This is a genomic window from Gordonia pseudamarae, assembly GCF_025273675.1.
Taxonomy (GTDB): Bacteria; Actinomycetota; Actinomycetes; order Mycobacteriales; family Mycobacteriaceae; genus Gordonia; species Gordonia pseudamarae.
On the sequence record NZ_CP045809.1, the window covers coordinates 5011851 to 5036886 of the forward strand.

Genomic DNA, 25036 nt, shown 5'->3' on the forward strand with positions numbered 1-25036 from the left:
CATGCGATACCCCAGAACCAAGCCGCCGATCGTGCTCGCGGTCGTCGCAGCGCTCGCCGTCACGAGCCCCTTCGCGGCCATTCTCTTCGGTGCCGACCCCGTGCCGGTCGACCGCACGAAGACCCACGCCAAGACGACGATCGAACAGCTCTCCCTGGACAAGCTCCCCACCTATGCCCTCGACATGGCGACGGCGCGGCTCTCGGACATCGGCATCACCCTCCCGACGATCGACCCGGCACTGTTCCCCGATCCCGACATCGGGCACACCGCCCCGGCGCTGCGCGAGGCCCACACCCCCGGCACCCGAACGTCCGGCACCCGAACGCCCGGCACCGTACGCACCAAGGCCACGGTCCCCGGCACATCCACCACGAGCACGCCGCGAACGGGCATCCACGAACACGCGACCACGGACAAGCCCAGCCCGCGCGAGCCGACGACACCGAAGAAGACGACACCGAAGAAGAAGCCTGCGGTGTCACCGCGGATGGCCGACGGCAGGCTCGTCGGCCCCGCCGTGCAGCGCATCACCAACAAGGGCAAAGCCCTCAAGATGGTGGCCCTGACCTGGAACAAACCCGTCGAGGCCACTGCCTACCTGCGCGTGCGGGACGAGGACGGCGGCTGGGGCGCGTGGACGGCGCTGGACACCGTCGACACGGCCGGCATCCCTGGGCCGGGCGATGGGGACCGTCGCAGATATGTGAGCGGCACCGAACCGATCTGGGTGGGTGCGGCGACGGCGGCCGAGATCCTGCTGACCCAGGGCGGCAAGGCCATCCCCGCCGCCGTAACCCAGAACGGGCTGCTCACCCAGCTGGGTATCGGATCATCCGATTCGATCGTCTCGACGCTGCTGCGCACGGCACTGTCGACGATGCAGGCCACCGTGATCTCGCCGCAGAGCCTGCTGTCGCTCGGATCGTCGATACTGACATCGCTGTCGGGCGGTCCACAGGTGATATCGCGGGCGCAATGGGGTGCCGACGAAGGCATCCGCTGCTCGCAGCCGCACTACATCCCGCGGATCAAGGGGGCGGTGGTGCACCACACCGCCGGATCCAACGACTACTCCCCCCAGCAGTCGGCCGAGATCGTGCGCGGCATCTACGCCTACCACGCACAATCGCTCAACTGGTGCGACATCGGCTACAACGTGCTGGTCGACAGATACGGGCAGATCTTCGAAGGTGCGTTCGGCGGGCTCGACCGCAACGTCGAGGCCACCCACACCGGCGGCTTCAACCAGTCCACGGTCGGGGTGTCGCTGATGGGTGACCTCGACCAGACCGGACCGTCGGCGCAGATGATCTCGGCGGCGGGCCGATTCCTGCGCTGGCGCTTGGGCAAGGCAGGTCTGTCGCCCGTCGGAAAGACCCAGCTCGACGCCCAATACTTCTCCGACAGCAAATTCTCGGCCGGCAGCGTCGCCGACGTGCCGACGATCTCCGCCCACCGCGACCTCAACCACACCGAATGCCCAGGCCGGTTCGGTTACGCGGCGCTGGACACCATCCGGGCCGTCGCCGCCGGTGGCACCCCCATGGCCACCGCCGAACCCACTACCCCGGCGCTTGGGCCCGCTCCCGCCCCGTCTCCGGTTCCCACCGGCTGACTCACTCGCCACGCCGGTTGAAGTGTGCTGAGCGCAAGCGACGAACCTCGAAACCCGGTGAGACGAGAATGCTCGTCTCACCGGGTGACGGAGGTCAGTTGAGCCGCCGGTGCTGCTGGGTCAGCGTCACCGACGCGTGCCCGGGCAGAGTCCGGCCACCGGCCTTGATCGGCGTGATGGTGAACTTGTTGTTCCCGTAAAACGACCATTCATACGGGACGGCCACCCGGACTTCGAGTTGCTGGTTCGCCGGGAGCTGTTGAACCGTGTACTTGACCTGATAAGTCTTCTCATCACGGGGCACGAAGGAACCGTTCACAACCTTGGCCGTGCTGCCCACAGGCGTCGTGTTGTCCCCGAAGGTGCCATTCGCGGGGTTCTGCTTGACCACTGTGACCAGGCCGGGCGTCACGATCTTGCCGTAGTTCTTCTTGGCCCATTCATTCTGGAGAATCAGAGTGATGGTCACCGAGTTCGATACCACACACGCCCGACAGAGCTTCGGGGTCGGCTTCATTGTCGTCGGGGGCGGAGCCGCGCCGACCTGCCCCGACATGACCCCGGCGAGGCCGAGTGTCAGTAGCAGGGACACAAGTCCGGTGACGATTTTTCGTGTCATGAGAAATTCCTTTCCATGCTGTGCGGGAACAATTCGAAGGATGCGCCATGGGCATCTGGTTGCAACGAGTAGTCGACTACTCGAATCCACGAGCCCACCACGCGTCGATGCAGGCCGCCGGCTTCGCGGGACGGGTATGCGGGAGCGTCGCCGGGCCTCGCCCGCCGGGCGGGACCGATGCGCGGCGACGCATCGCAGGATGATCGTTGTCGGTCAGTTCTTCTTGAGCTTCACCAGACCGATCGGGCTGCGCAGTTCATCGGGGCCGGCAAGGGTGTTCTTGCCACAGTGCATCCACACATCGTGATAGCCGGGGGTGCCGCGCAGGGTTCGCACCCGAAGACTGTTCGGCGGAATCGTGAACCGCGCACCGATCGCGTGGGGTTCGACCACCCAGGTCTCGCATTCGATGGGGTAGGAGTTTGAGTTCTTCACCGCGACAATGACTCTGCCGTGGCTCTTCACGTCCAGATGAGTCGTCGGGGTGGCGGCCGAGGCAGTGCCGGCAGCACCCAGCAGGACCATCCCCGACGCGGCTGTGGCAATGGCCGCGGCTACGATACGACGTGCATTCATGATGTCCTCCTGAAGAATTGTTGACGGTTGTTGTCGATTGACATTTCAAAGAATGACGGGTGATCTTCGGACGGTCAATCCTCCGGAATGGGTAGTTCTCCCCGGCCGGAGTGCGTAACACTCGCCTACATGCCCGAAGTCACCATCCCCATAGAAAAAGCACGGTGCCGGACCGCGGGAAAGAATCGCCGAAAGGCTGCTGTCACCATTTCCGGTGTCATCCGATAATTTCTTTCTTTCCGCTAACGATCTACGTGGAATTGCGGCCCTCCGATTCACCCGCGGAGGCCGTGCCCTCCCCCGTCGTCGACGAAACCCAGGCCGTTCTCGCAGGTCGCCGTACCGCCGCAACCACCAGGCCGGCATCGGAGACGACATGACGATGCAGGTACCTCCGGCACCCGGCCGCCGACCCGAGAAGCAACCATCCGCAGACGAGCGGACCGTCCCCGAGCATCCCCGGTACGAGCGTTCTCGTGCGATCTACGGCAGAATGCGCCTTATGCGCGTGAACAACACCTCGCCGTCCGCCGTCCGTACCCGTGGCCGTTCGGCCCGCCGCATCGCCGCCGCCGTCGCCGTCACCGCAGGTCTCGGCGGGATGCTGGGCGGCGCCGTGACCGCCCCCGATGCGTCGGCCGCCCCCAAGAAGACCACGACCCAGCCGGCAGCCAAGAAGAAGTCCAAGCCGATCGTGCGCGCCTGGGCGTCACACGGCCGGATCTTCATGAGCGCCATCAACCTGCCCGAAGGCCCCAAGCTGTGCGGTCTCACCGTGCAGGTGGCCTCGCAGTACATCGGCAGCTACGAGCCCATCAAGCAACTCGGCGACAAGGCCACCAGCAGGCAGTCGATCACCCTGGCCACCGGATCGCTGCCGCCCGGCAGCCACACCGTCAGCCTGCGCTGCTACAGCCGCGACGACGGCGCCACCATCGTCGCCTCCACCCGGCACGTGTCGATCGGCCTCGTCGAGTGGGCCTCCTGAGCATGTTCCAGACCCGCGAATAGCGCCCGGCATCACCATTCGGCGGGCGCTATCGGCGGGGCTTATGACGAGAGGGCCGCGTGTCTCTCGGCGTAGCCGGGGGCCAGCGCCTCCATCTGCTCGATCACAATCTTGATGGCCTCGGGCTGCTTGTCGGGCGGGTACTTGAACTTGACGAGCACCCGCTTCACCGATGAGCGGAGTTTGGCACGCACGTCGTCACGGACGGTCCAGTCGTACTTGGTATCTCGCTGCATGATGTGTACCAGTTCACGCGCGATGTCGGCGAGCACGTCGTTGCCTTGCAGTTCGACGGCCGACTTGTTGGCGGCGACGGCGTCGAAAAACGCCAGTTCGTCATCGGAGAGCGGCGGGTTGAAGTTCTGCCCCCGAGAGCCTTCGGCCGCGATATCGTGCGCCATGGCGATGAGTTCGGCGATCACCTCGGCGGAGGTGACCTGCTGGTTGGTGTAGCGGCGCATCAGCTCGGTGATCCGGTCGGAGAATGCTCGTTGCCGCACGAGACTATTGCGAGTGGCTCGGCGTGATTCCCCGGTGAGGGTGGCGCGCAGCGCCTCGATCGCCAGGTGTGGGTTGGCGGCCGCCCGCGCTGTGGCCTCGAACTCGGGAGTGAGATCGTTCAGCGACGGTGTGGGCAGACCCGCGGCCGCGTAGATGTCGACAACCTCACCGGACGCGGTGGAGTCGGCGACCAGCCGTGACAGCAGCCGTCTGATGTCGTCCGGGATGGGCTTGCCCTCGGCCTGGCGCCGGTTGGCCTCGATCTTGCCCATCCACACCCGCACCTCCGCATAGAATTTGATGTCCGGACGCAGTTCGGCGAGCGTATGGTCGCCACCGGCAAGTGCCCAGGCGCGAGCAAGAGTCGCGGCCAACTCGCGGAAGCGCAGCGCCGCCGGCTTCGGCTGCCCGTCGACCTCGACGCCCGGCGTGTCGGGAGCCAGCAGGTGATTCGCCAAACCCTGGGTGGCCCGCATCCACGGGTTGTTGCGACCACTGCCGACCACTGCGCGCCAGTCGTATCCGGCGCACAGCGTGTCGATCTGGGCGAGCGTCTCGCGGGCCAGTCCGGCGGCCTCATCGATGCGTTTGCCGACGGGTCTGGTCTGCTGATCGGTGTCGGTGTACTCGGCCAGCGCCGCGTTCAGGTTCTCCGCGAGCGGTGCGTAGGCGACGAGCAGACCGGCGGGTTTGCCGCGGAACGTGCGGTTCACCCTGGCCAGGGTCTGCATGAGCAGCGCCCCCTTGAGCGGGCGGTCCAGGTACAGGGTGTGCAGCGGCGGCGCGTCGAATCCGGTGAGCAGCATGTCCTTGACGATGACTATCCGCAGCGGGTCGTCGGGATCTTTGAGACGTTTCTGGATGGCCTTGTTCTGTGCGTCGCGTCGCACGTGCCGGCTGATCGGCTCCTGGTCTTTCGCCGACCCCGAATAGATGACCTTGATGACTCCCTCGGATTCGGAGTCGTTGTGCCAGTCCGGTTTCAGGGCGATGATCTCATCGTAGAGACGGGCACAGATATCGCGGGTGGCACCGACGACGAGCGCTTTGCCCGAGGTTTCGATGAACGGCACCATCGCTGCCATGCGGGTTTCCCAGTGCGCGACGATGTCGGCGGCGAGCGCCTTGAGTCGTTGCGGCGCACCATATACCGCGTTGATGACGGCGACGGACTTCTCGATCTGGGCGCGTTCGACGTCATCGAGTCCGCGGGTGGCCTCGTCGGCGGCACGGTCGAGGTCGTCTTCGGTGATCTGTTCGGCCAGCGACACTTTGATCAGTCGCGGCTCGAAATACACGGGGACGGTGGCTCCGTCGTCGACGGCACGGGTCAGGTCGTAGATGTCGATGTAGGGCCCGAATACGTCACGGGTGTTGCGTTCGGCCGACGAGATCGGGGTTCCGGTGAAAGCGATGAGGGTCGCGTTCGGTACCGCGTCGGCGAGGTGACGGGCGTAGCCGTCGAGGTCGTCGTAGTGGCTGCGGTGCGCCTCGTCGACGATGACGATCACATTGCGGCGGTCGGTGAGCAGCGGGTGGTCGGCGCCGGCTTCGCGTTCTTCTTTTGTGCGACCGAACTTTTGCAGCGTGGTGAAGTAGATGCCGCCGGTGGTCCGGTCGGCGAGTTCGTGGCGCAGCTCGTCGCGGGTGCCGATCTTGACCGGCGACTCACCGAGCAGCCGTGACCGGTTGAAGGTGTCGAACAGTTGCCCGTCGAGGTCGCGGCGGTCGGTGACGACGATAATGGTGGGGTTCTTCAGTTTGGGCTGTTTGGCGACGAGGTGGGCATACAACTCCATCTCCATCGACTTACCCGATCCCTGAGTGTGCCACACCACCCCGGCCTTGCCGGTGCTTTCGGCCGCGACCACCGTGTTGCCGACCGCTTTGGTGACCGCGAAATACTGGTGCGGCTTGGCGATTCGTTTCACATATCCGTCGGCACCGGCATCGTAGGCGACGAAGTTGTGTTGCAGCTGCACGAACCGTTCGGTGTTGAAGACGCCGTCGATGAGGGATTCGAGTTCGACACCCAGATCGTCGTCTTCGACCGGCTTTCCCGTCTCCACCGGCTTGCCGTCGTCGTCGACATTCCATGGCGCGTAATGCTCGAGCGGGGTGAACGGTGTGCCGTAACGTGCGGTGAGGCCGTCGCTGATCACGGTGACGACGGCGAACCGGAATGCCATCGGGAACTCACGCAGATAGGTCCGCAGCTGGGCGTGGGCGGCGGACACCGTCGCTCCGGCCGCCCCGGCCTGTTTGAGTTCGAAGATCGCCACCGGTAATCCGTTGAGGTACAACACCACATCAAAGCGTCGTTCGTGTTCGCGGCTGCGGATGGTGACCTGCCGGACGGCGAGTAGCTCGTTCTCGTCGGGCCGGGTACTGGCCACCCGGATGGTGGGGGTTTGTTCGATACCGTTGTGGTCGATATAGGTGATGCCCCGATATCCGCGGGTCACGATCTGATGCAGCCGGTAGTTCTCGGCCATCGGGTCCTGCGACTGGGGCGCCAGGATCGCTGCCCGCGCCTGCACCAGATACTCGTGCGGGACCCCACGATTGAGTTCGCGCATCACGGACAGGAGCCGCTCGGGAAGCACCAGATCCTCCCACGACACCCGTCCCCGCTCGGTTCCGGGCGCGATCTCCTGCCCCTTGAGCGGCTGCCAGTTGTGTTCGGCAAGCCGCTCGACGGTGAACTGCTCCCACTCCGATTCGGGAATGATGCTCATCCGCTCGCTCCGTCCTCGGCCGCCGACCATCCGCGACGCCACTGCTCCGACACTGATCTCACTATGGCAGAGGACTATGACGCCCTACCGCCCCTCCAGTGTCACCGGGTCTCGATGAAGCCGACACCAGCGCCCGGTTTCTTCGGTACCGACTCCGCCGCCGTCTGGTCCAGTGCTTGGGTCCGCCGGCGACGAATCCTGTCTTGATAGGCCAGGACATCATCGAGTTGCACGCGGCGGTGCGTGCCGGTTGTCGTACAGTCGATCTCACCCTTGTCGATGAGGCGCACCACGGTCGGCCGACTCACACCAAGAATGTCGGCCGCCTCCTGGGTCGACAGCGTTGTGCGTAGCCGCTGAACGGACACCGCCTGACCGTCGGCCAGTGCGTCGAGCACCCCGGCCAGTAGCACTCGTACGCGGTCGGGCACCGGGGCCGATCGCCCGTCTGCGTCTGTCAAGACGGTCACGCCGCTCGCAAGTACCGCACGCAATTGAGCCATCGACGTCCCGTCGGTGGCTTGGTCCGGGAGTACGGTCTGATCTGTCCGAGTGGCCACATGTCACGGTAAAATGAAAGGTCCGGGTTGCGGTGGTCGGTCCTGCGGCCGTACGGCCCTGAACGGTATGGACGATCTCGAGATCGTCGACCCCCGGAACAGCCGATAAGTCCTCACGCCAACGATCGGGGTAGCCGGGGGCATGGGCGCATCGGACGACTGAAGGGCCATTGTGGCCTCTATGGTGTGGCCATGACGAATGCGGGGGATTCCTCAGGCGGGCAGCCCCATGATGCCTTGTTCCGGTTGGTGTTCACCGACCCGGAGAACGCGGGATCGGAGTTGCGGTCGGTGCTGCCACAGGAATTGGCCGCACGAATCGACCTGGACGGGCTGGTGTTACAAGAAGGCACATTCGTCGATGAGGTGTTGCGCCATCGGCAGACCGATGTGCTGTTCGCGACCACCGTCGGCGACCGTGATGCCTACCTGTATGTGCTCATCGAACACCAGAGTCGGCCCGATCCGTTGATGGCGTTTCGGATGCTGGTCTATCAGGTGCGTATCTGGGAACGCCACCTGGCAGAGCGTCAACCCGAGTCCGGTGGGCGACCGTTGCCGTTGATCGTTCCGGTGGTCATCTATCAGGGCCGGCGGCGCTGGTCGGCAGCAACCGATGTGGCCGAGTTGATTGACATCGACACGCAGGTCGCGGCAGCTGCGGGAAGACTTGTGCCCAGGTTCGGCTATCTGCTCGATGACCTGACCGTCGTCGATGATGCCCAGCTACGGCAACGGCCGCTCAGCCCGGCGGCCCGGATCACCTTCGTCATGTTCGCCCATGCACCCGACGACCCCGACGTCACCCGCTGGCTGACCGAGTGGGTCGATGACCTCTCGGCCATCGACCGCCGACGGCTGGAAGGGGTTTTCCAGTACCTTGTAAGAGTCAGCGTCACACCGGTCGACAACCTGGTCCGGTTCGCTGGGAAACTGGGCCCGGAAGCTGAGGAGATCGCCATGACCACCGCAGATCAGCTCATCGCCCAAGGACACGACAAAGGACGGACCCAAGGACGCGCCGAAGGACGAGCCGAAGGACGAGCCGAGGGACGGGCCGGTTTGCTTCTTGACATGCTGGCCGTGAGGTTCGGCGATCTCGATGCCGACCTGCGAAGCCGGGTCGAGCACGCAACAACCGAACAGATCGCGGTATGGAGCGCTCGGCTGGTCCAGGGCGCGGCGACCATCGAAGAGATCATCGAGTAACTCGCCGGCATCGACCACTTCGAAGCCGCGGTGGCGCATGTCCTCGCCGTTCACAACCTCCCTGGGAGTTACATCTAGATCAATGAGATCCGGAATCGGGACGAACAAACTCTCAAGTATGCTCAGTCGCCATGATCCCACCGCTGATCGCGGGCCACCTCCCCGTGGGTAGGTACTCCTGCAGTCTTGAGGAGATCGAATCCACGTTCGTCACGGCCCCTGCGTTCCGCAATTCGCAGTCACGTCCCGCACTCTTCGACGGTCTACTGGCATACCTGCACGAATGGGAGGAGGCCGAGCGCCTCGTCGACACCAAAGTCCTGATGTCCCTATGGATCGGTGGCGGGTTCACGAGCGACAAGCTCGATACCGACGATGTCGATGTATCACCGATCGTGAACAGCCGCGCCCTTGACAACCTTCGCGGACAGGCTGGTAGCGGCCGCATCAAGGCACTGTACTCGCATCGAACACGTGTCCGAAACGAGTACGGCGTCGAACCATTCGTCGTACTATGGAGGCCATTCACCACCCTCAAGCTGCAGGAACACGACTCGGGAGCACACGAGTACGTTGCAGTACGCGGGATGATGGATGACTTTTGGCAACGCAGGCAGAGCGCGCCGACGAAGGGCGCAATGACCGAGGAGGACGCTGAACCGGCTCGAGGCTATTTGGAGGTGACAGTGTGAGCATCGTCGAACGGTTCCCGCGCATTCGGGATCGCTCCACGCCGTCCTGGATCACCGACGCCGCAGACGATGACTCCGACCTCGTTGAGGTCGCGCGGCGATCGTTGCTCGACGCCGTCCACGAGTTGTCACCGCAAGCGGGATACCCCTACCAGCTGGATCTGCGACTGGTCGGTGAGGCAACCCGCAACGGCAGGCTCCCCACCGATGCGATGGTGATCGCCAATCGCTTCCAGCAAGAAGTCCGCGAAGCATTGGTCGGATCCGAACTCAGGGACATTCAGCTGGATTGGTGCGGGATCAGCGAAGGCAGTGCGGTGCTGCATCTGATGCCGAGACCCCACGCGGCCGCCGAGAACGACGAGCTGGACCTCGCCGGCATCGATCACTTCGAGGCCGCGGTGGCGCATGTTCTCGCCGTGCACGACCGCCTGGAGGGCGACGAGCCGGACGCCGCGTTCGGCGGCGAACGCGGCGCACTCCTCGACCGGGTACGGCAGATGGCTGACTCGCTCAGTGAACAAGCGCTCGCCCTTGAGGTCACCGCACACGGTAGCCAGGGCAAGATCTATTCGTCGACGTTGTCACAACGCGGCCAACGCCGAGCACACGAACTGTTCTCGAAAGTGCTGCGCGAGACCAAGAATGAGCGGGTGACCGGCCTGATCGTCTCCGCCGATATCGAGGCGCGCGCCATCACGATCCGGTCCGCAAAGCACCGCGGCAAGGTCGAAGTACTCGATATACCGCAACAATTGATCGCGGACGGTGAACTCCGCGCCGGTGTCGAAGCGGATGTCATCGTGGAACTCGTGACCGACTCCGACCGGGCAGGTCGGCAACGATCGTCACGCCGGAGCTGGATTGGCTATCCCGGCGAGCAGACGGCGCTGGATGTCTGAACCGGAAACGGGTCGATGGTCGGCCCATCGACACCGGTCAACATATTTCGATGTCGCAGCGCATACCAGGCACACGGGACAGCTTCACATCGCGGGTCAGCAGCGGGGCCCGCAGACGCTCGGCCCGCGCGACGTACGCCGGGTCGCAGGTGCTCACATCCGGACCCAGCTCCCGCATCCGCTCGGAGACCAATGCGAACGGCCAGCGCCTGATAGGAGCCGCCGTTACCCCGGCGAAGGCGGTCTCGGCGGCGGCGCGATCGAGATGTCCGGTGTTGCGGCGGCGCCGCAGAACATTGACGGCCTCGACGAACAGATGGTCCGCTGCGTGCAGTGTCGTGCCTTCGAGCCGTCGCGAGATCGTGGGAGAATCGCCAAGATCCAGCCACAGCGATACCAGGACCGACGCTTCGATCACCAGCGCCGTCACCGACGGTCGGCCTCCAGATCGCCGAGAATGTCGGCGACACCGACCGCAGGATTGGCACTTGCCGATGCTTGAGCATCAGCGAGCCAGTCTTCCATAGCGGGCTGGTCGGCGAGTCCACGCTCGGCGCAAGGGCGCATCAGAGGAGTTGCGATGCGCTGTTGCCGCACAGGATCGTTCATGGAGGACCTCCCATCGCCTGGTAGTCTGCGTCAGTCACCGATGTGTCTATCCGCGCACCGATGGCGGCCGCGTACCGCCGGATCGTCGACAGGTGCGGATCAGCGCCGAGCCGCTCGAGATCGACAACCGCAGCGGCCGAACGATTCATCCGCCTGGCCACCTCCTCCCGCGTCAACCCCTTCGCCTTCCGGATCGCGACGAGCGACTCCAACAGGCGATCATCGTTGGCAGCCAACTGCTCTCGAAGTCCGGTGTGGCGATCGTTGGCGAGTTCGATCTCCAACTCCTCGATCCGGTCCATCTGGTTACAGTATTCCGGCACGACACCCGCCACCAGCGCTTATTAAAGAGCACCAGATACCTCGCCACACCCGCTATTCGGACGATCAGTGCTCGTATTCAGTACAGATCGTCCGGCTCGGCAGGTACTGGACGACCTTCGTCGCTGCTATCAGCGACCTCCGGGACATCGGACTTCGACCTCCGCAGCCTGCGACTGGCTCGGGACCCAGCCTCAGGACCAACACATCAATCGCTCGGCGTGGCAGTAGACTGTCAGCTCCGGTCGAAAAGTGCGCTGCTGTGTCCGGTCGAAAAGTGAGCAGGTTACGGGTTCGAGTTTGCCTGACGGTCGGCGTCGACGGAAGGCAGTGACTCGATTGCGGTGTGTTTGATGCGGTAGCTGGTGCCTTTGAGGGCGATGACGTCGGCGTGGTGAACGATCCGATCGATCATGGCCGAGGCGATGGTGGCTTCACCGAACACTTCTCCCCACCGGGAGAACGGCAGGTTGGAGGTCAGAATGATCGACGACTTCTCGTATCGGCTGGAGACGAGTTGGAAGAACAGGTTGGCAGCTTCGGCATCGAAAGGGATGTAGCCGACTTCGTCGATCACGATCAGTCCGATCCGGCTGATCCTCTTGAGTTCTGTGTCGAGTCGCCCGAGTCGGTGGGCCTCGGCCAGCCGGGTGATCCACGCTGTTGCCGAGGCAAACCCGACACGATAGCCGGTATGGGCGGCAGCGACGGCCAGCGCCGTCGCGAGATGGGTTTTGCCGGTACCGGGCGGTCCGAGCAGAACGATGTTGTGGGCTTCGGCGAGCCAGCCACCGGCTTCGAGCCGGGCTATCTGTGCACGGTCGACTGCGGGCTGGGCGGTGAAGTCGAAGTCGGTGATCGTCTTGATCGACGGGAACCCGGCGCCTCGAATACGCAAACGGGCACCGGACTCGGCGCGAGCATTCGATTCCACCGCCAGCACTGCGGCCAGATAGTCCTCCAACGACCAGTCCGCGGCGCGAGCTTGCTCAGCGATCCGGGAATAGTTCTGAGCGATCCTCGGCGCTTTGAGAAGCCGGGACTGGTGAGCGATCAACTTGTCAGCATCAGAGGGTGCGCTCGGGCGTGTGGTCGGCATCAGGCAACCTCCCCAGTCCCGAAAACACGATCGTAGACACTGAGATCGGCGACCTGAACCTGCACGTCACCAGAGGTTGGTGGCCGCGAGTTGTAGTGCTCGCGTTGAGCTTTGGCCACTGTCACGTGATCAGGATCGGTGGTCAAACCGTCTGGTCCCCAATATCTTTGGTGCTCGGCAACCTTCCGCTGACCGCAGTGGGCCACAACCCGGTCCAGGTCAGCGGTCACAGTGATCATCCGCCCGATCACCTCTGGATTGACTGAGTAGGTCGACCCGGCGACCGCCACGTAGTAGTCCCGACCCAACCGGGTGGTGACCGATGTTCCGGTACCCGGCGCAATAGGCGGCAGCGGCGCCATCGATTTGCGGTCGATCAACAACTCCTCGACCGGCTTCTTCTTCGTCGTGCGGTGAATTCTGGTGTTCGCTCCGGCCAGCCACTCATGGATCTGGGTATTGAAATCCGTGGCAGAGGCGAAGGACCGTCCCGGCAGGAACGATGTCTCGAGATAGCCGTTCGCTCGTTCGACCACCCCTTTGGTTTCCGGATCATACGGACGGGCCTGGATCATCCTGGTACCTAGCGTGCCACAGAATCCGGCCACACCGGCTGCCAATTTGCGGCGTTGGCCGATACCTGATTCGTTGTCCCACAACAATGTACGAGGAACAGCACCGATCTGTTCGCCGAGTGCCCACCACATGCCGGCCAGCAGATCACCAGTGATCCGCGACGGAAGCATCACCGCGACGATGAACCGTGAATAGGCGGCGACCATCACCAACACCGGAAATGACCGCAACACTCCAGCCTGGTCGGGCACCAACTGGCCCGGGAACCACAAATCGCATTGCACCTGCTCACCCGGACGATGGACCAGACGGTCACACGGATCCGCGGGCGCATACTCGGGGCGGATACGTGCCACATTCTCGGCGAACCACGACCGGCCACCGGACCAGCCGACCCGTTCGGCGATCACCGTGGCCGGCATCGTCGGAAACCGAGTCAACAGTTCGCGAACAGCAGGCTCGATCTGTGCCCACCCCGACGACCGCGGACGCGGACGCTCGTAGCGCAGCGGCGCATCAGAGCGCACCGCCTTGGCCACCGTATTGCGGGACAACCCCAACTGCCGGGCGATCGCGGCTTGAGACAACCCCTCCGACCGGTGTAACTGACGAATCAACGCCCAGTCCTCCACAGTGATCACTCTCCAATCAGTAGTGCCCCATAGAGTGGTGTAACTCGGTGACCAGGACCGTGGCCGGCAGCGTGTAGCTGTCGGGCAGGGAAGCGGTCACCGTGTGATCCTTCGAGTCAACCTTCCACAGAATCCTCGAACGGAGTCATCACGATGACCGCACCCCACATTGTCGACCCTGCTGGCTTGCTTGGCCAAGCCCTGGCTGAGGCCTCGCCCGATCTGATGCGTGAGCTGCTGCAGACGATGATCAACGCACTGCTCTCCGCCGATGCCGACGCTGTGTGCGGCGCCGAGTGGGGCCGCCGGTCCGAAGACCGCATCAATCACCGGAACGGATACCGGCACCGGCCTCTCGATACCCGTGTGGGCACGATCGACGTCGCCGTGCCGAAGCTGCGCTCTGGCACCTATTTTCCCGAGTGGTTGCTCGAACGCCGCAAGCGCGCCGAGTCGGCGCTGATCACCGTCGTGGCCGACTGCTACCTGGCCGGGGTCTCGACCCGCCGGATGGACAAGCTGGTCAAGACTTTGGGCATCGATTCGTTGTCGAAGTCGCAGGTCTCGCGCATGGCCGAAGACCTCGACGAACAAGTCGCAGCGTTCCGTCACCGCCGACTGGACGAGGCCGGCCCGTTCACGTTCGTCACCGCGGATGCGTTGACGATCAAGGTCCGCGAGAACAAGCAGGTCGTCAAAGCCGTCGTGCTGCTGGCTACCGGCGTCAACGGTGACGGGCACCGTGAGGTGCTTGGCATGCAGGTCGCCACCAGTGAGACCACAGCCTCGTGGAACACCTTCTTCGCCGACCTCGTGGCCCGCGGCCTGGGCGGAGTTCGCCTGGTGACTTCCGATGCCCATGCCGGGCTCATCGAGGCGATCGCAGCGAACCTGCCCGGAGCGGCCTGGCAACGCTGCCGCACCCATTACGCGGCGAATCTGATGGCGGTGTGTCCGAAGTCGATGTGGCCAGCAGTCAAGGCCATGCTGCACAGCGTCTATGACCAACCCACTGCTGGTGCGGTGAACGCCCAGTTCGACCGGCTGCTCGAATACACCGAAGACCGCCTACCCGACGTCGCCGAACACCTCGGCGACGCCCGTGAAGACCTGCTGGCATTCGCCGCGTTTCCTGATGACGTGTGGCGCCAGATCTGGTCCAACAACCCCACAGAACGACTCAACCGCGAGATCCGGCGCCGCACCGACGTCGTAGGCATCTTCCCGAACCGCGATGCCATCGTCCGGCTCATCGGAGCAGTGCTCGCCGAGCAGACCGACGAATGGGCCGAAGGCCGCCGCTACCTCGGCCTCGAAGTGCTCAGCCGTTGCCGACTGACCGTCACCGACACCGACCACACACCGGAGGTGAACACCGACCCACTGATCCAACTACCCGCCTGACCACCTACGAAGGACCACAACCAGTTACACCACTACGCGGGACTTGACCGACATGCCACACGGAACCGGGGTGGCGTCGGTGATCCACAGGTCGTCGAACCACGACGGTGAGAGCCGCGCCACCGCCTGAATTGTCTTGCACAGCAACCCTCGTGCAGCCCTGACACGCTTGTTGTAGTCGGACTGGCCCGGCAGATACGGGAACAGTGCGCGCAGTTGCTCGTTGCCGTGGACGTGCCGGATCCAACGCCGTTCACTGTCGAACCCGAGCAACACCTGCGCTACCGCGAGCGTGAGCAGTTCGGCATCGGAGAGCAGCGGGCGCCGGCCGCGTCCCGAGCGGGGTTCGACGACGTGGTCGTCGATGAGGACATAGAGTTCAGTCAGGAGGGTTTCGAGTTCTTTCGTCACACATTGATCTTGAAGCCCTCCGCCTACCTCGTTGCCGACGGCACCTTCAAGGAATCAACCATCTAGTAGCGCGCGGGTCATGGTTGCTCGCAGGTCGCCGATCCACCGGCGGTCCAGGGGCGAGACACACGTATCGCCCCGTCCCCGTTCCGGGCGCGGATCCATCCCACCGCACCGCGCCCGGAACGGTTCCCCACAACCCACACCGGCGGGTGCCGCCACCACCGGCATCGTCGGCGCACGGGGTTCGAGGACCTTCTCGTCGCGAGCGCTCCTCACCCCGACCGGCCCCGCGTGGCACGTCAGCACCCCATATCCAGGAGAACCACCATGAACAAGAAGCAGGTCGTCGCGGCCGCCGCGATCACGGCCGCCGCAACCGCCAACATCGCCATCGGCGTGGGCACCGCCGTCGCGAGCACCGACAATCCCACCACCGGCGACCGAGTCACCTACGTCTTCATCAGCGACGTGGCCGACAACGGCTCGTCCAACTGGTTCACCGCCGACAACGATCAATCATCGCTCACCACAACGCACTTGCCGACATACGGCACCTACACCCGCAGCTCCGGAACCAAGCTCTACTCGGGCACGAGGTCATTCACCTCACGCTCGACCTACCAGGTCACCGGCGCCGCCATCCAGACCAGCGGCTACTACGCCGAATGCCGCGTCCTCGTCAACGGCGTTCAGGTGTCGGTTGATTCGGCGACCGGCCGCTACGCGGTCGCCGTGTGCTGACGACCGCCATCTATGACCACAGCTGCCCACTGACCGCACCCGCACCCGCACCCGCACCCCAAAGGAAATCATGACCACCAACGAACCTCCCCAGAACCCCCAACAGCCGTACCCCCAGGACGGATACCCCCAGGGCGGATACCCCCAGCAGCCGTACCCCGGGCAGCCGTACGGGGGCCAGTACCCGCCGCAGACGCCACCCGCGAAGAAGCGCAAGAAGTGGCCGTGGATCCTCGGCGGCATCATCCTGCTGTTCGTCGCCATGTTCGGCGGCTGCATGGCCCTCATCGGCGGAGCCGCCAACGAGATCGACAAGGAGATCAACCGCGAGATCGCCGTCACCTACCGGGTCACCGGCACCGGAAGCGGCTCGATCACCTGGACCGACAAGGACTTCAACATGGCACAGGAAACCGACGCGTCCCTGCCGTGGGAAAAGCAGGTCACCATCTCCGGCTTCGGCAAAACCGCGTCACTGAGCGTCACCAACAGCAGCGACGACGGTGCCACATCGACCTGCGAGATCATCGTCGACGGCCAGGTCAAATACACCCAGACCGCCAAGGGCGCGTACGCGAGCGCGCACTGCTCGGGCAGCGTGGATTGATAGGAAGCCGGTCCTGTTCTCGTGACGGCGAGTACAGGACCGGCGCCGTCGCGTGACCAGGAACGCAGCGGTAAGTACTGCGCCGACGCGGCTACCGGAGGGTTGGCATCGTGATAGGCACCAGGTGGGAAAAGCATACGAAATCATCGATATTCGCCGGCATGAGTGTGGCGCCGTGACGGTGCGCTTGGGCCGCGATGAGCGCGTCCTTACTCCGGACCTTCGACCCGCCAGGCGGAAGCGCACCCGCCGCCGGGACACCATAGGAGCGGGTGGACTCGATGTCGAACTCCAACCAATCGAATTCCCTGTCGAGAAAGGCCAATCTTCGGACTCGTCGCGCCCTGATCGTGGCATCACGAGCGGACTGGATACCCAACTCGAACTCAGCGCGCGTCAGAATGCTGACGGCGTAGTCCTCGCCTGGATCGAAGAGGCACTTCGCGCGGTCGATGATCACAGTGGTGTCGAGCAGAATCACTCCCGATCCGCCCATGGGTCGGCGATGTAGTCCTCATCCACGAACGCTGCGGCGATATCCGCCGCCAACGTTTCGTCGGCGTCGACGTCCGGCAGGGCGTTTACGGTCGCCCCGCTCACCCACTTCTTCGGCGCAGCCCTGTCCGCGACCAGACGGACGCCTGTCGGCTTGCCGTAGGCGGTGATCTCCGCGTCCTCCCCGCTGGACTCAACATCCACCGAGCCCACCGACTGTTCATTCCCGGCCGGTGGTGCCAATTACAGACCGGCCTGCTCGAGGGCTTGTTCGTAGGTGTCGAGGGCTTCGTCGGCGGAACTACCGGCGGCCACCGCCTCGTCGTACACCTTCATGAACTCGTCGGCGCGTTCGTTGAAACGCTTGAGCCAGGCTTCCGAATCCTGCCGCCAGTAGCCGACGATGTCGTACCGGTCCCGAGGAAATCCCGCCGCGCGCAGCACCTTCTTCGCGGCCCTGATATCGGCTGATTCGCTCGAATACCACACGTAGGCATCGGGTTTCGTCGCCAGGTCAGCCAGTGCCGAGGCGAGCATCGTTGGGGTGGCACCGTTTCCGGAGCCGATCAGCTCGATGACGCTGGTGTTCTCATGGGTCGGTAGGTACGACAAGTCCGCTGCGTCAAGGACTTCGACGATTACGGTGACCGCAATATGGTCAGGTGTGTTCTCCAGTATCCGGGCCAGCGCCGGGAGCGCCGCCAGATCCGCGCCCAGTACGTGATGCTCGGCGTCGGCGGGCGGGTCGTACCACGATCGCGGCCCGGCCATCAGCAACTGCCAGCCGGGCTCGGCCCTGCGGAACCAGTCGATGGCAAGCCCACGGCCGTGTTCGGCGACATCGATGGTCAGCTCACCGGTCACACTGTCGTAGCTGCGAATCGTGTAGTTGCGATTGCCCTCGCTACGTTCGGGGTCGGCGATCTCCCAGCCGCCGAAGGCATCCGGCGCATCGCTGGCCGCCGTCCGCAGTGCGATGCCGTTGTCGGAAAAGTACAACGCCACCGACTCGTCGCCCGGCTCGATCGGTACATACGCCGACTCGCCATCACCGTCAACGACGAATGTCGAACGGATCATATTCGGCGTGACACGCCGAATCCCGGTGAATGTGCCGACGAAGCTGTCCCATTTCATGGTTGCTATTGTGGCTCACGGGCGGGGCGGTTCACTGAAAGGCCGCCCGAAACCCTGGCCGCCTAGCTGCTGCCCCAGGAGCTGCTGCCGCTGCTGGAGGTGTCGTCACCACCGCCCGTTCGACCTTTGGCGTTGTACATGCAGTTCGCGGTGTACCCCGGACCGGCGGAGTCCTCACCGATCAACCCGCCCGACTCGACGTCACGCACGGTGCACGCCACACCGCCGCCGGTATAGGACACGATCTTCGCGCCGAACCGGTCGCCGGGCTGGATGTTGTGCTGATACACCTGGTACGAATCGCAGATGGTCCGGGTCGTATCTTTCGGCCAGGTCACCGTCGCACACGAACCGTCCGACACCGCGACGGTGACCAGCACATCTCCGCCGCGGGTGTAGGTTCCGGCGGCCTCCGCGGTGCCCGTGCCGGCAACCAGCAATCCCAGGACGATGCCGCCCGCGATCATAGTCTTTCGCATTGCTTTCCTCCCGATTCGCCGAACTTCCGCGATGTTCATGGGGTATTCAAACCCACGCGAATCAAGATAGAGACGGCCTACGACATTCATGTGCCGGTTCGCTCATCCATTCGGAGACCCGCCGCCCGTACCCCGATGCCGTCCGATCATCTTGCACACGAACGGTATCCGCACCATCGGCCGAACGACCGACAGGTCGCACACTCGGCACGGACCGCCGGCGGCGCTTTGTCGTACCCCTGATGAATACTCATCCCCGTCATCGACCAACAGCTCCACGACGCTCGTGACAATCATCCGAACTCGTGAGAACCAACCGGTCGAGAACCGCCGATATTCACCACCACGGGAGAACACCATGAACAAGAAGCAGATCATCGCGGCCGCCGCGATCACCGCCGCCGCAACCGCCAACATCGCCGTCGGCGTGGGCACCGCCGTCGCGAGCACCGGCGACCCCACCACCGGCGACCACGTCCGCTACGTCTTCATCAGCGACGTGGCCGACAACGGCTCGTCCAACTGGTTCAACGCCGACAATGATCAATCCTCGTTGAACACAACACATTTACCGTCCTACGGCGTCTACACGCGCGGTTCCGGAACCAAGCTCTACTCGGGTTCGAAGTCGTTCACCTCACGCTCGACCTACCAGCTCGCCGCCGCCGCCATCCAGACCGACGGCTACTACGCCGAATGCCGCGTTTTCGTCAACGGCGTTCAGGTGTCGGCTGATTCGGCCACCGGCCGATACGCCCTCGCCGTCTGCTGACCATCCCGACCCCTCTCGTCCGAAGGAGCATCATGACCACCAACGAACCTCCCCAGAACCCCCAACAGCCGTACCCCCAGGACGGATACCCCCAGAGCGGATACCCCCAGCAGCCGTACCCCGGGCAGCCGTACGGGGGCCAGTACCCGCCGCAGACGCCACCCGCGAAGAAGCGCAAGAAGTGGCCGTGGATCCTCGGCGGCATCATCCTGCTGTTCGTCGCCATGTTCGGCGGCTGCATGGCCCTCATCGGCGGAGCCGCCAACGAGATCGACAAGGAGATCAACCGCGAGATCGCCGTCACCTACCGGGTCACCGGCACCGGAAGCGGCTCGATCACCTGGACCGACAAGGACTTCAACATGGCACAGGAAACCGACGCGTCCCTGCCGTGGGAAAAGCAGGTCACCATCTCCGGCTTCGGCAAAACCGCGTCACTGAGCGTCACCAACAGCAGCGACGACGGTGCCACATCGACCTGCGAGATCATCGTCGACGGCCAGGTCAAATACACCCAGACCGCCAAGGGCGCGTACGCGAGCGCGCACTGCTCGGGCAGCGTCGGCTGACCCCGTCGCGGCGGGGATTCCGTGTCCCCCGGCTGTCAGAACCAGCGCTCCAGCACCACGGCCACGCCATCCTCGTCGTTGCCGACGGTCACCTCGTCGGCGGCGGCCAGCGCCGCCGGATCACCGTGCCCCATGGCGACACCGTGATCGGCCCAGGTGAGCATCTCGATGTCGTTGGGCATGTCGCCGAACGCCACCGAGGTGACCTGGCCGAGGCCGGTGAGGTCGATGAGTGTGCGCAGACCGGACGCCTTGTGGGTGTCGGGCACCGACAGCTCGACCAGTCCGTGGGCGGTGGAATAGGTGATCTGCGCGAGATCGCCCACGTCGTCGGCGAGCGCCGCCACCATGTCGACGCTCTGCATCTCCGGCGCCCGGACCAGCAGTTTCACCGCGGGATCGGCAAAGATCTCGTCGTCGGACACCTCGACATGGTCGGGGTTAAGCCAGGCGTGCTGATAGCCGGGGGTGGCGACGAACGGCGGCGTGGCGGCGTCATGCGCCGACTTTCCCGCCCGTTCGGACGCGATGCCCGCCGACGGCAACAGCCGGGCGACGATGTCGCCGAGATGGCGCTGGACATCGGGGGTGAGTTCGGCCGAGTACAGTATCCGATCGGCGACAAGATCGTAGACGATGGCGCCGTTGGCGCACACCGCGTACCGCACCCGGGCGCGTGTCCCGGCGAACTGATCGGTGATCTCGGGTATCCAGCGCGGCGGGCGGCCGGTGGCCAGGACGAACTCGGCGCCGGCCTCCCGGGCCGCGCCCAGGACGTCAATGGTGCGCCGCGACACCCTGTTCCGGCTGTCGATGAGGGTGCCGTCGACGTCGCTGGCGATGAGCGTCGGCGGACCCGGCAGTTGACCCGTCACTCGGCCGGATCTGACGGGTCGTCGGGTGTGCGGCCGGCACGTGTGGCCTGATCGCGATTGGCCTGGTTTGCGGCGTCGAGCTGGTTGGCCTCGGCCAGCGTCGGCGCCGAACCGCCGAGCCGGGCGGGCACCCAGAACTCCCCGGCCGGGTGTTTGCCGTACGCCTCCTGCAGTTCGAGCAGCTTCTCACTCATCACCTTGTGCAGTTGCGCGGTGATCGCGTCCGCATCGCCAACGGGCGCGATCGGTTCGCACACGCCGATCAGGATCTTGACGTTGGAGCGGCCGAGCCGTTTGGGATGGCCCTTGGTCCAGACGCGCTGCGAACCCCACATGACGGTCGGGATGATCGGGGCATTCGCGTCGAGCGCCATACGTGCGGCACCCGACTTGAATTCCTTGATCTCGAAGCTTCGGCTGATCGTCGCCTCCGGGAACACGCCGACCAGTTCTCCGCGTTTGAGGTAGTCGACCGCCATCGCGTAGCTCTCGGCGCCCGCGCCACGATCGACCGGTATGTGCTTCATACCCCGCATCAGCGGCCCGGCGATCTTGTTGTCGAAGACCTCTTTCTTGGCCATGAATCGCACCTTGCGGCGTCCCTGCAGGAAAGCCGGGATACCCGCATAGGTGAAGTCCATGTAGCCGGTGTGGTTGACCGCCACCACGCCCGGGCCTGTCCTGGGCACGTTCTCGACACCGGAAACGGTGAATTTGAGTCCTTCGGCCAGCCACAACAGGCGGGCAGCGGTGATCACGGTGCCGTAGACGGGTTCCATGGCGTCGAGCTTAGCCAGGTCCGCCCCGGATCGGCGCACCATTGTGTCCGGCCGACCTCACACCACCTCGTACGGCCGCGTCCGGGACCCCCGGCTCCGAATTGTCGCCGGTTCAGAACGGTATCGCCGTTTCATCGCCACCGGGGATGACGAATCGAGGGATGTACCGCCCGTCACATTCACCTCAGGTGTGACCGATGGCCCAGTCCCGCCGTCGCCGCGAGTCGATACCCTGAACAATTGACATACGGAGCGCGCCAGCCCGCGCGCGACACCTGAAAGGCCCAGATCGTGAAGATCACCAGCATCGGACATGCCGGTTTCCACATCGAGACCGCCGCCGGTTCGATCCTCTGCGACCCGTGGGTCAATCCCGCGTACTTCGCGTCGTGGATCCCGTTCCCCGACAACTCCGAGCTGGACTGGAAGGCCCTCGGCCGGTGCGACTACCTGTACGTCTCACACCTGCACCGCGATCACTTCGACGAGGTCAACCTGCGCGACAACGTCGACAAGGACACCACCGTCCTGCTCCCCGACTACCCGGTGCCCGATCTCAAACGCGAGCTCGAACGGCTCGGTTTCCACAAGTTCGTCGAGACCACCGACTCGGTGAAGACCACCGTCACCGGTGACAAGGGTTCGCTCGACATCATGATCATCGCGTTGCGGGCCCCCGCCGACGGCCCGATCGGCGACTCCGGGCTCATCGTGTCCGACGGCGAGACGGTCTGCTTCAACATGAACGACGCGCGGCCCGTCGACCTCGACGTGATCGACGAGGCGTTCGGGCACGTCGACGTGCATCTGCTGCAGTATTCGGGCGCCATCTGGTATCCGATGGTCTACGACATCCCCCGCAAGTCGAAGGCCAACTTCGCGGCGCAGAAACGCCAGCGCGGCATGGACCGGGCGCGCTCCTACATCGAGCAGGTGGGGGCTACGTGGGTGGTGCCGTCCGCCGGTCCGCCGATGTTCCTCGACGAGGAGCTGTACGCGGTCAACGACCTCGGTTCGGGTATCGCCGACGACATGATCGGCGATCTGGACGTGGCGCCCGGTACCAACCCGGTTCCCGGTGATGTGACGTCGATCTTCCCCGACCAGGTGACGTTCCTGGAGCAGATGCGGATCCACGGCACCGACGACGGCGTCAGGCATCGCGGCCTGATGATGGTGTCGGGATCGGCGGCCGACTTCACCGGGTCGACGCTGGAGAGCATCGAGCATCCGTATCCACCCGAGGATGTGTTCGGCCCCAACAAGAAGGCGTATCTGGAGCGGATGCAGGCCAAGTTCGCGCCGATCATCGCCGCAGAGAAGGCGACATGGGCGCCCGCCGAGGGCGACGAACTGCTGCCCGCGCTGCGGGAACTGTTCGAACCGATCATGGCGCAGTCCGATCTGATCTGTGACGGCATCGGCTACCCGGTCGGCCTGGTGATGACCCCGCACAGCTCCGCCAAGGAAGTCACCGACGAGACCGAGATCGTCGTCCTGGACTTCCCGAATCGTATTGTGCGCGAGCCGAAGGAGGGTGAGGGCAAATACCGGTACGGGTTCCGCATCGCCACCGAGATCGTGCGAACGGTGTTGCGTGACAACGAACCCGACTGGGTCAACACCATCTTCCTGTCCACCCGGTTCACCACCTGGCGGATCGGCGGCTACAACGAGTACCTGTACACGTTCTTCAAGTGCCTCACCGACGAGCGCATCGCCTACGCCGACGGCTGGTTCTCCGAGGCACACGACGACGACGCGTCGATCCGTAAGGACGGCTGGGAGATTCAGCGGCGCTGCCCGCACCTGAAGGCCGACCTGGACAAGTTCGGGGTGGTCGACGGCGACACACTCACCTGCAACCTGCACGGCTGGGAATGGAACCTCCCCACCGGCCGGTGCCTGACCACCAAGGGTCACGACCTCCGCGCCGAAAAGCTCTGAATCCCGAGTTCGCTCCAGCTCAACGGTCTCCTGGCCAGAGAAATCCGCGCCCAGAGAATCTGCTTGGCGCACAGGAACTGCTTGCGCGGGAGTGGTCGCCGGTCAGCACATTCAGCGGAGGCATACAGACCGCGGCACCGGTTTCCATAATCGTTAGCTGGACAAATGAATTTGTCCTATGATCAGACGACATGCCCAACCGGGACATGCACCGTCGCGTTCTCCGCCTTCTCGACGGTGGTCACCGCACCCGACCACGCCAGCACCACGCCACCGACGACCGCCGCACTGAACGCGACGATCGCCGCCGGCCCCCACCCCGACCGGGTGATGTCGCCGAGGAAGGCGATACCGACCGCACCCGGTAGCACCGTCTGCCCCACCACCAGCGCCGCAGCGGCACCGTTGACCGAGCCGGTCTGCAACGCGATGGTGAACAGGTAGAAGCCGCACATGCCACTGATCAGCAGCCCGTAAAACGCCGGATCGGTGAACAGGGCGCCCACATCGAACGGATCCAGGCCGTCGACGATGCGCGAGGCCACCGCCATCACCCCGAAGATCGCACCGGCGATCAGGCCGGTGGCCGACGCGATATGGCGGTGCAGCCGGCGCATCGCGATGATCCCGAGCAGCAACAGCAACGGACCCGCCGCGAGTACCGCCCAGTGCATCCACCGTTCGTCGTCGACGCCCTCCTTGCCCGCCGACACCGCCAGCACCACCAACGACACCACCACCACCAGTACCGCGATCCAGTCGCGCAACGTCAGATGGATCTTCATCACCACCATCGCCAGCAGTGCCGTCGCCACCAGCCGGGCCGAGATGATGGTCTGCGACAGGAACAGCGGAATCATCCGCGCCGACGCGATGGTGGCGACAAAGCCGATGACGTCGAAGCCGAACCCGATCAGGAACGGTCCGGTGATCATGGTCGCGCCCGTCGACCGCAGCGACGGATGGGACTTGTCGGAGTAACGACGTTCCTCGATGGTCGTCGCGCTCCGCGACACCCGCGCCGCGCCCAGTGCCTGCAACACCGCCGCCGCGGCAAAGGCGAACGCGCCGATCGCGGCGACAATCGAACCGGCGATCATTGTCCGGTCCCGCGCCCCAGGATTCGCATCTGCGTATGTTCTGCGGCGCGGTTCAT

At 64.6% G+C, this 25036-nt stretch carries 27 protein-coding genes and 1 pseudogene; 11 read left to right on the forward strand and 17 right to left on the reverse strand.

What is annotated here, in order from left to right:
- The first annotated feature begins 1 nt into the window (after position 1).
- Entirely contained in the window at positions 2–1618 is a 1617-nt protein-coding gene (locus tag GII31_RS21870) for a peptidoglycan recognition protein family protein (protein ID WP_213245471.1), read from the forward strand.
- A 94-nt stretch (positions 1619–1712) separates the two neighbouring features.
- Here GII31_RS21870 and GII31_RS21875 read toward each other — a convergent pair whose 3' ends face one another.
- Both GII31_RS21875 and GII31_RS21880 read right to left on the reverse strand, forming a co-directional pair.
- A complete protein-coding gene (locus GII31_RS21875) occupies positions 1713–2237 on the reverse strand; it encodes a hypothetical protein (RefSeq protein ID WP_213245473.1) in 525 nt (174 codons plus the stop codon).
- Between the two features lie 213 nt (positions 2238–2450).
- A complete protein-coding gene (locus tag GII31_RS21880; RefSeq protein ID WP_213245475.1) occupies positions 2451–2813 on the reverse strand; it encodes a hypothetical protein in 363 nt (120 codons plus the stop codon).
- A gap of 502 nt (positions 2814–3315) precedes the next feature.
- Here GII31_RS21880 and GII31_RS21885 point away from each other — a divergent pair.
- Positions 3316–3801, forward strand: coding sequence for a hypothetical protein (locus GII31_RS21885; RefSeq protein ID WP_260840188.1), 486 nt, complete (start codon positions 3316–3318; stop codon positions 3799–3801).
- A gap of 62 nt (positions 3802–3863) precedes the next feature.
- Here GII31_RS21885 and GII31_RS21890 read toward each other — a convergent pair whose 3' ends face one another.
- Both GII31_RS21890 and GII31_RS21895 read right to left on the reverse strand, forming a co-directional pair.
- On the reverse strand, positions 3864–7061 hold the full coding sequence (locus tag GII31_RS21890) for a type I restriction endonuclease subunit R (RefSeq protein ID WP_213245479.1): 3198 nt from the start codon (positions 7059–7061) through the stop codon (positions 3864–3866).
- A 101-nt stretch (positions 7062–7162) separates the two neighbouring features.
- A complete protein-coding gene (locus tag GII31_RS21895) occupies positions 7163–7459 on the reverse strand; it encodes a helix-turn-helix domain-containing protein (RefSeq protein ID WP_213245481.1) in 297 nt (98 codons plus the stop codon).
- Positions 7460–7813: 354 nt separating this feature from the next.
- On the opposite strand from GII31_RS21895, the gene GII31_RS21900 reads away from it, so the two are divergent.
- From GII31_RS21900 to GII31_RS21910, 3 genes are all read left to right on the forward strand, one after another.
- Complete coding sequence (locus tag GII31_RS21900) at positions 7814–8830, forward strand: Rpn family recombination-promoting nuclease/putative transposase (RefSeq protein ID WP_213245483.1); 1017 nt, start codon at positions 7814–7816, stop codon at positions 8828–8830.
- Between the two features lie 131 nt (positions 8831–8961).
- Complete coding sequence (locus GII31_RS21905; RefSeq protein ID WP_213245485.1) at positions 8962–9522, forward strand: DUF6932 family protein; 561 nt, start codon at positions 8962–8964, stop codon at positions 9520–9522.
- A complete protein-coding gene (locus GII31_RS21910) occupies positions 9519–10424 on the forward strand; it encodes a hypothetical protein (RefSeq protein ID WP_213245487.1) in 906 nt (301 codons plus the stop codon). Before GII31_RS21905 ends, GII31_RS21910 begins: the two co-directional genes overlap by 4 nt.
- 37 nt (positions 10425–10461) lie before the next feature.
- Here the strand turns inward: GII31_RS21910 and GII31_RS21915 are convergent, their stop codons facing one another.
- From GII31_RS21915 to istA, 5 genes are all read right to left on the reverse strand, one after another.
- Positions 10462–10854, reverse strand: a complete 393-nt coding sequence (locus GII31_RS21915; RefSeq protein WP_213245489.1) for a type II toxin-antitoxin system VapC family toxin — start codon at positions 10852–10854, stop codon at positions 10462–10464.
- A complete protein-coding gene (locus tag GII31_RS21920; protein ID WP_213245491.1) occupies positions 10851–11033 on the reverse strand; it encodes a hypothetical protein in 183 nt (60 codons plus the stop codon). The genes GII31_RS21915 and GII31_RS21920 overlap by 4 nt, the downstream gene beginning before the upstream one ends.
- Positions 11030–11335: a helix-turn-helix domain-containing protein gene (locus GII31_RS21925; protein ID WP_213245493.1), complete on the reverse strand. Its 306-nt coding sequence runs from the start codon at positions 11333–11335 to the stop codon at positions 11030–11032. The genes GII31_RS21920 and GII31_RS21925 overlap by 4 nt, the downstream gene beginning before the upstream one ends.
- Before the next feature lie 305 nt (positions 11336–11640).
- Complete coding sequence (gene istB, locus GII31_RS21930) at positions 11641–12453, reverse strand: IS21-like element helper ATPase IstB (RefSeq protein ID WP_213245282.1); 813 nt, start codon at positions 12451–12453, stop codon at positions 11641–11643.
- Positions 12453–13661 (reverse strand): IS21 family transposase, encoded by a 1209-nt coding sequence (istA, locus tag GII31_RS21935; protein WP_213250880.1) that lies wholly within the window; start codon positions 13659–13661, stop codon positions 12453–12455. The genes istB and istA overlap by 1 nt, the downstream gene beginning before the upstream one ends.
- A gap of 153 nt (positions 13662–13814) precedes the next feature.
- Here istA and GII31_RS21940 point away from each other — a divergent pair, with 153 nt between their 5' ends.
- Positions 13815–15065 (forward strand): IS256 family transposase, encoded by a 1251-nt coding sequence (locus tag GII31_RS21940; protein ID WP_260840189.1) that lies wholly within the window; start codon positions 13815–13817, stop codon positions 15063–15065.
- A gap of 48 nt (positions 15066–15113) precedes the next feature.
- On the opposite strand, the pseudogene GII31_RS21945 reads toward GII31_RS21940, so the two are convergent.
- Positions 15114–15476 (reverse strand): annotated as a pseudogene (locus tag GII31_RS21945) (IS982 family transposase); the annotation flags it as partial.
- Positions 15477–15806: 330 nt separating this feature from the next.
- Between GII31_RS21945 and GII31_RS21950 the strand changes: the two are divergent.
- Together GII31_RS21950 and GII31_RS21955 are read left to right on the forward strand one after the other, a co-directional pair.
- Positions 15807–16220 (forward strand): hypothetical protein, encoded by a 414-nt coding sequence (locus GII31_RS21950; protein ID WP_213245500.1) that lies wholly within the window; start codon positions 15807–15809, stop codon positions 16218–16220.
- 70 nt (positions 16221–16290) lie between these two features.
- Positions 16291–16827 carry an MmpS family transport accessory protein gene (locus tag GII31_RS21955; protein ID WP_260840190.1) on the forward strand — a complete coding sequence of 179 codons (537 nt, stop codon included), beginning with the start codon at positions 16291–16293 and terminating at the stop codon, positions 16825–16827.
- A 91-nt stretch (positions 16828–16918) separates the two neighbouring features.
- Here GII31_RS21955 and GII31_RS21960 read toward each other — a convergent pair whose 3' ends face one another.
- The 4 genes from GII31_RS21960 to GII31_RS21975 all read right to left on the reverse strand — a co-directional run bounded on the left by GII31_RS21960 (position 16919) and on the right by GII31_RS21975 (position 18938).
- Complete coding sequence (locus tag GII31_RS21960; protein ID WP_260840191.1) at positions 16919–17308, reverse strand: PIN domain-containing protein; 390 nt, start codon at positions 17306–17308, stop codon at positions 16919–16921.
- A complete protein-coding gene (locus GII31_RS21965) occupies positions 17305–17526 on the reverse strand; it encodes a hypothetical protein (RefSeq protein ID WP_260840192.1) in 222 nt (73 codons plus the stop codon). The genes GII31_RS21960 and GII31_RS21965 overlap by 4 nt, the downstream gene beginning before the upstream one ends.
- A 39-nt stretch (positions 17527–17565) precedes the next feature.
- Complete coding sequence (locus tag GII31_RS21970) at positions 17566–18459, reverse strand: siderophore-interacting protein (protein ID WP_260840193.1); 894 nt, start codon at positions 18457–18459, stop codon at positions 17566–17568.
- 62 nt (positions 18460–18521) lie between these two features.
- The gene (locus tag GII31_RS21975) at positions 18522–18938 is read right to left on the reverse strand and encodes a hypothetical protein (RefSeq protein ID WP_260840194.1); all 417 of its coding nucleotides are present in this window, start codon (positions 18936–18938) and stop codon (positions 18522–18524) included.
- Positions 18939–19296: 358 nt separating this feature from the next.
- On the opposite strand from GII31_RS21975, the gene GII31_RS21980 reads away from it, so the two are divergent.
- Both GII31_RS21980 and GII31_RS21985 read left to right on the forward strand, forming a co-directional pair.
- A complete protein-coding gene (locus GII31_RS21980; RefSeq protein ID WP_260840195.1) occupies positions 19297–19710 on the forward strand; it encodes a hypothetical protein in 414 nt (137 codons plus the stop codon).
- Between the two features lie 32 nt (positions 19711–19742).
- On the forward strand, positions 19743–20279 hold the full coding sequence (locus tag GII31_RS21985) for an MmpS family transport accessory protein (protein ID WP_260840196.1): 537 nt from the start codon (positions 19743–19745) through the stop codon (positions 20277–20279).
- A 35-nt stretch (positions 20280–20314) separates the two neighbouring features.
- Here GII31_RS21985 and GII31_RS21990 read toward each other — a convergent pair whose 3' ends face one another.
- Together GII31_RS21990 and GII31_RS21995 are read right to left on the reverse strand one after the other, a co-directional pair.
- Positions 20315–21154: an HAD family hydrolase gene (locus GII31_RS21990; protein ID WP_213245504.1), complete on the reverse strand. Its 840-nt coding sequence runs from the start codon at positions 21152–21154 to the stop codon at positions 20315–20317.
- A complete protein-coding gene (locus tag GII31_RS21995; protein ID WP_213245506.1) occupies positions 21151–21933 on the reverse strand; it encodes a lysophospholipid acyltransferase family protein in 783 nt (260 codons plus the stop codon). The genes GII31_RS21990 and GII31_RS21995 overlap by 4 nt, the downstream gene beginning before the upstream one ends.
- Before the next feature lie 291 nt (positions 21934–22224).
- On the opposite strand from GII31_RS21995, the gene GII31_RS22000 reads away from it, so the two are divergent.
- Positions 22225–23880 (forward strand): MBL fold metallo-hydrolase, encoded by a 1656-nt coding sequence (locus GII31_RS22000; RefSeq protein ID WP_213245508.1) that lies wholly within the window; start codon positions 22225–22227, stop codon positions 23878–23880.
- 182 nt (positions 23881–24062) lie between these two features.
- Here the strand turns inward: GII31_RS22000 and GII31_RS22005 are convergent, their stop codons facing one another.
- Positions 24063–24980: an EamA/RhaT family transporter gene (locus GII31_RS22005; protein ID WP_213245510.1), complete on the reverse strand. Its 918-nt coding sequence runs from the start codon at positions 24978–24980 to the stop codon at positions 24063–24065.
- Positions 24981–25036 lie beyond the last annotated feature (56 nt).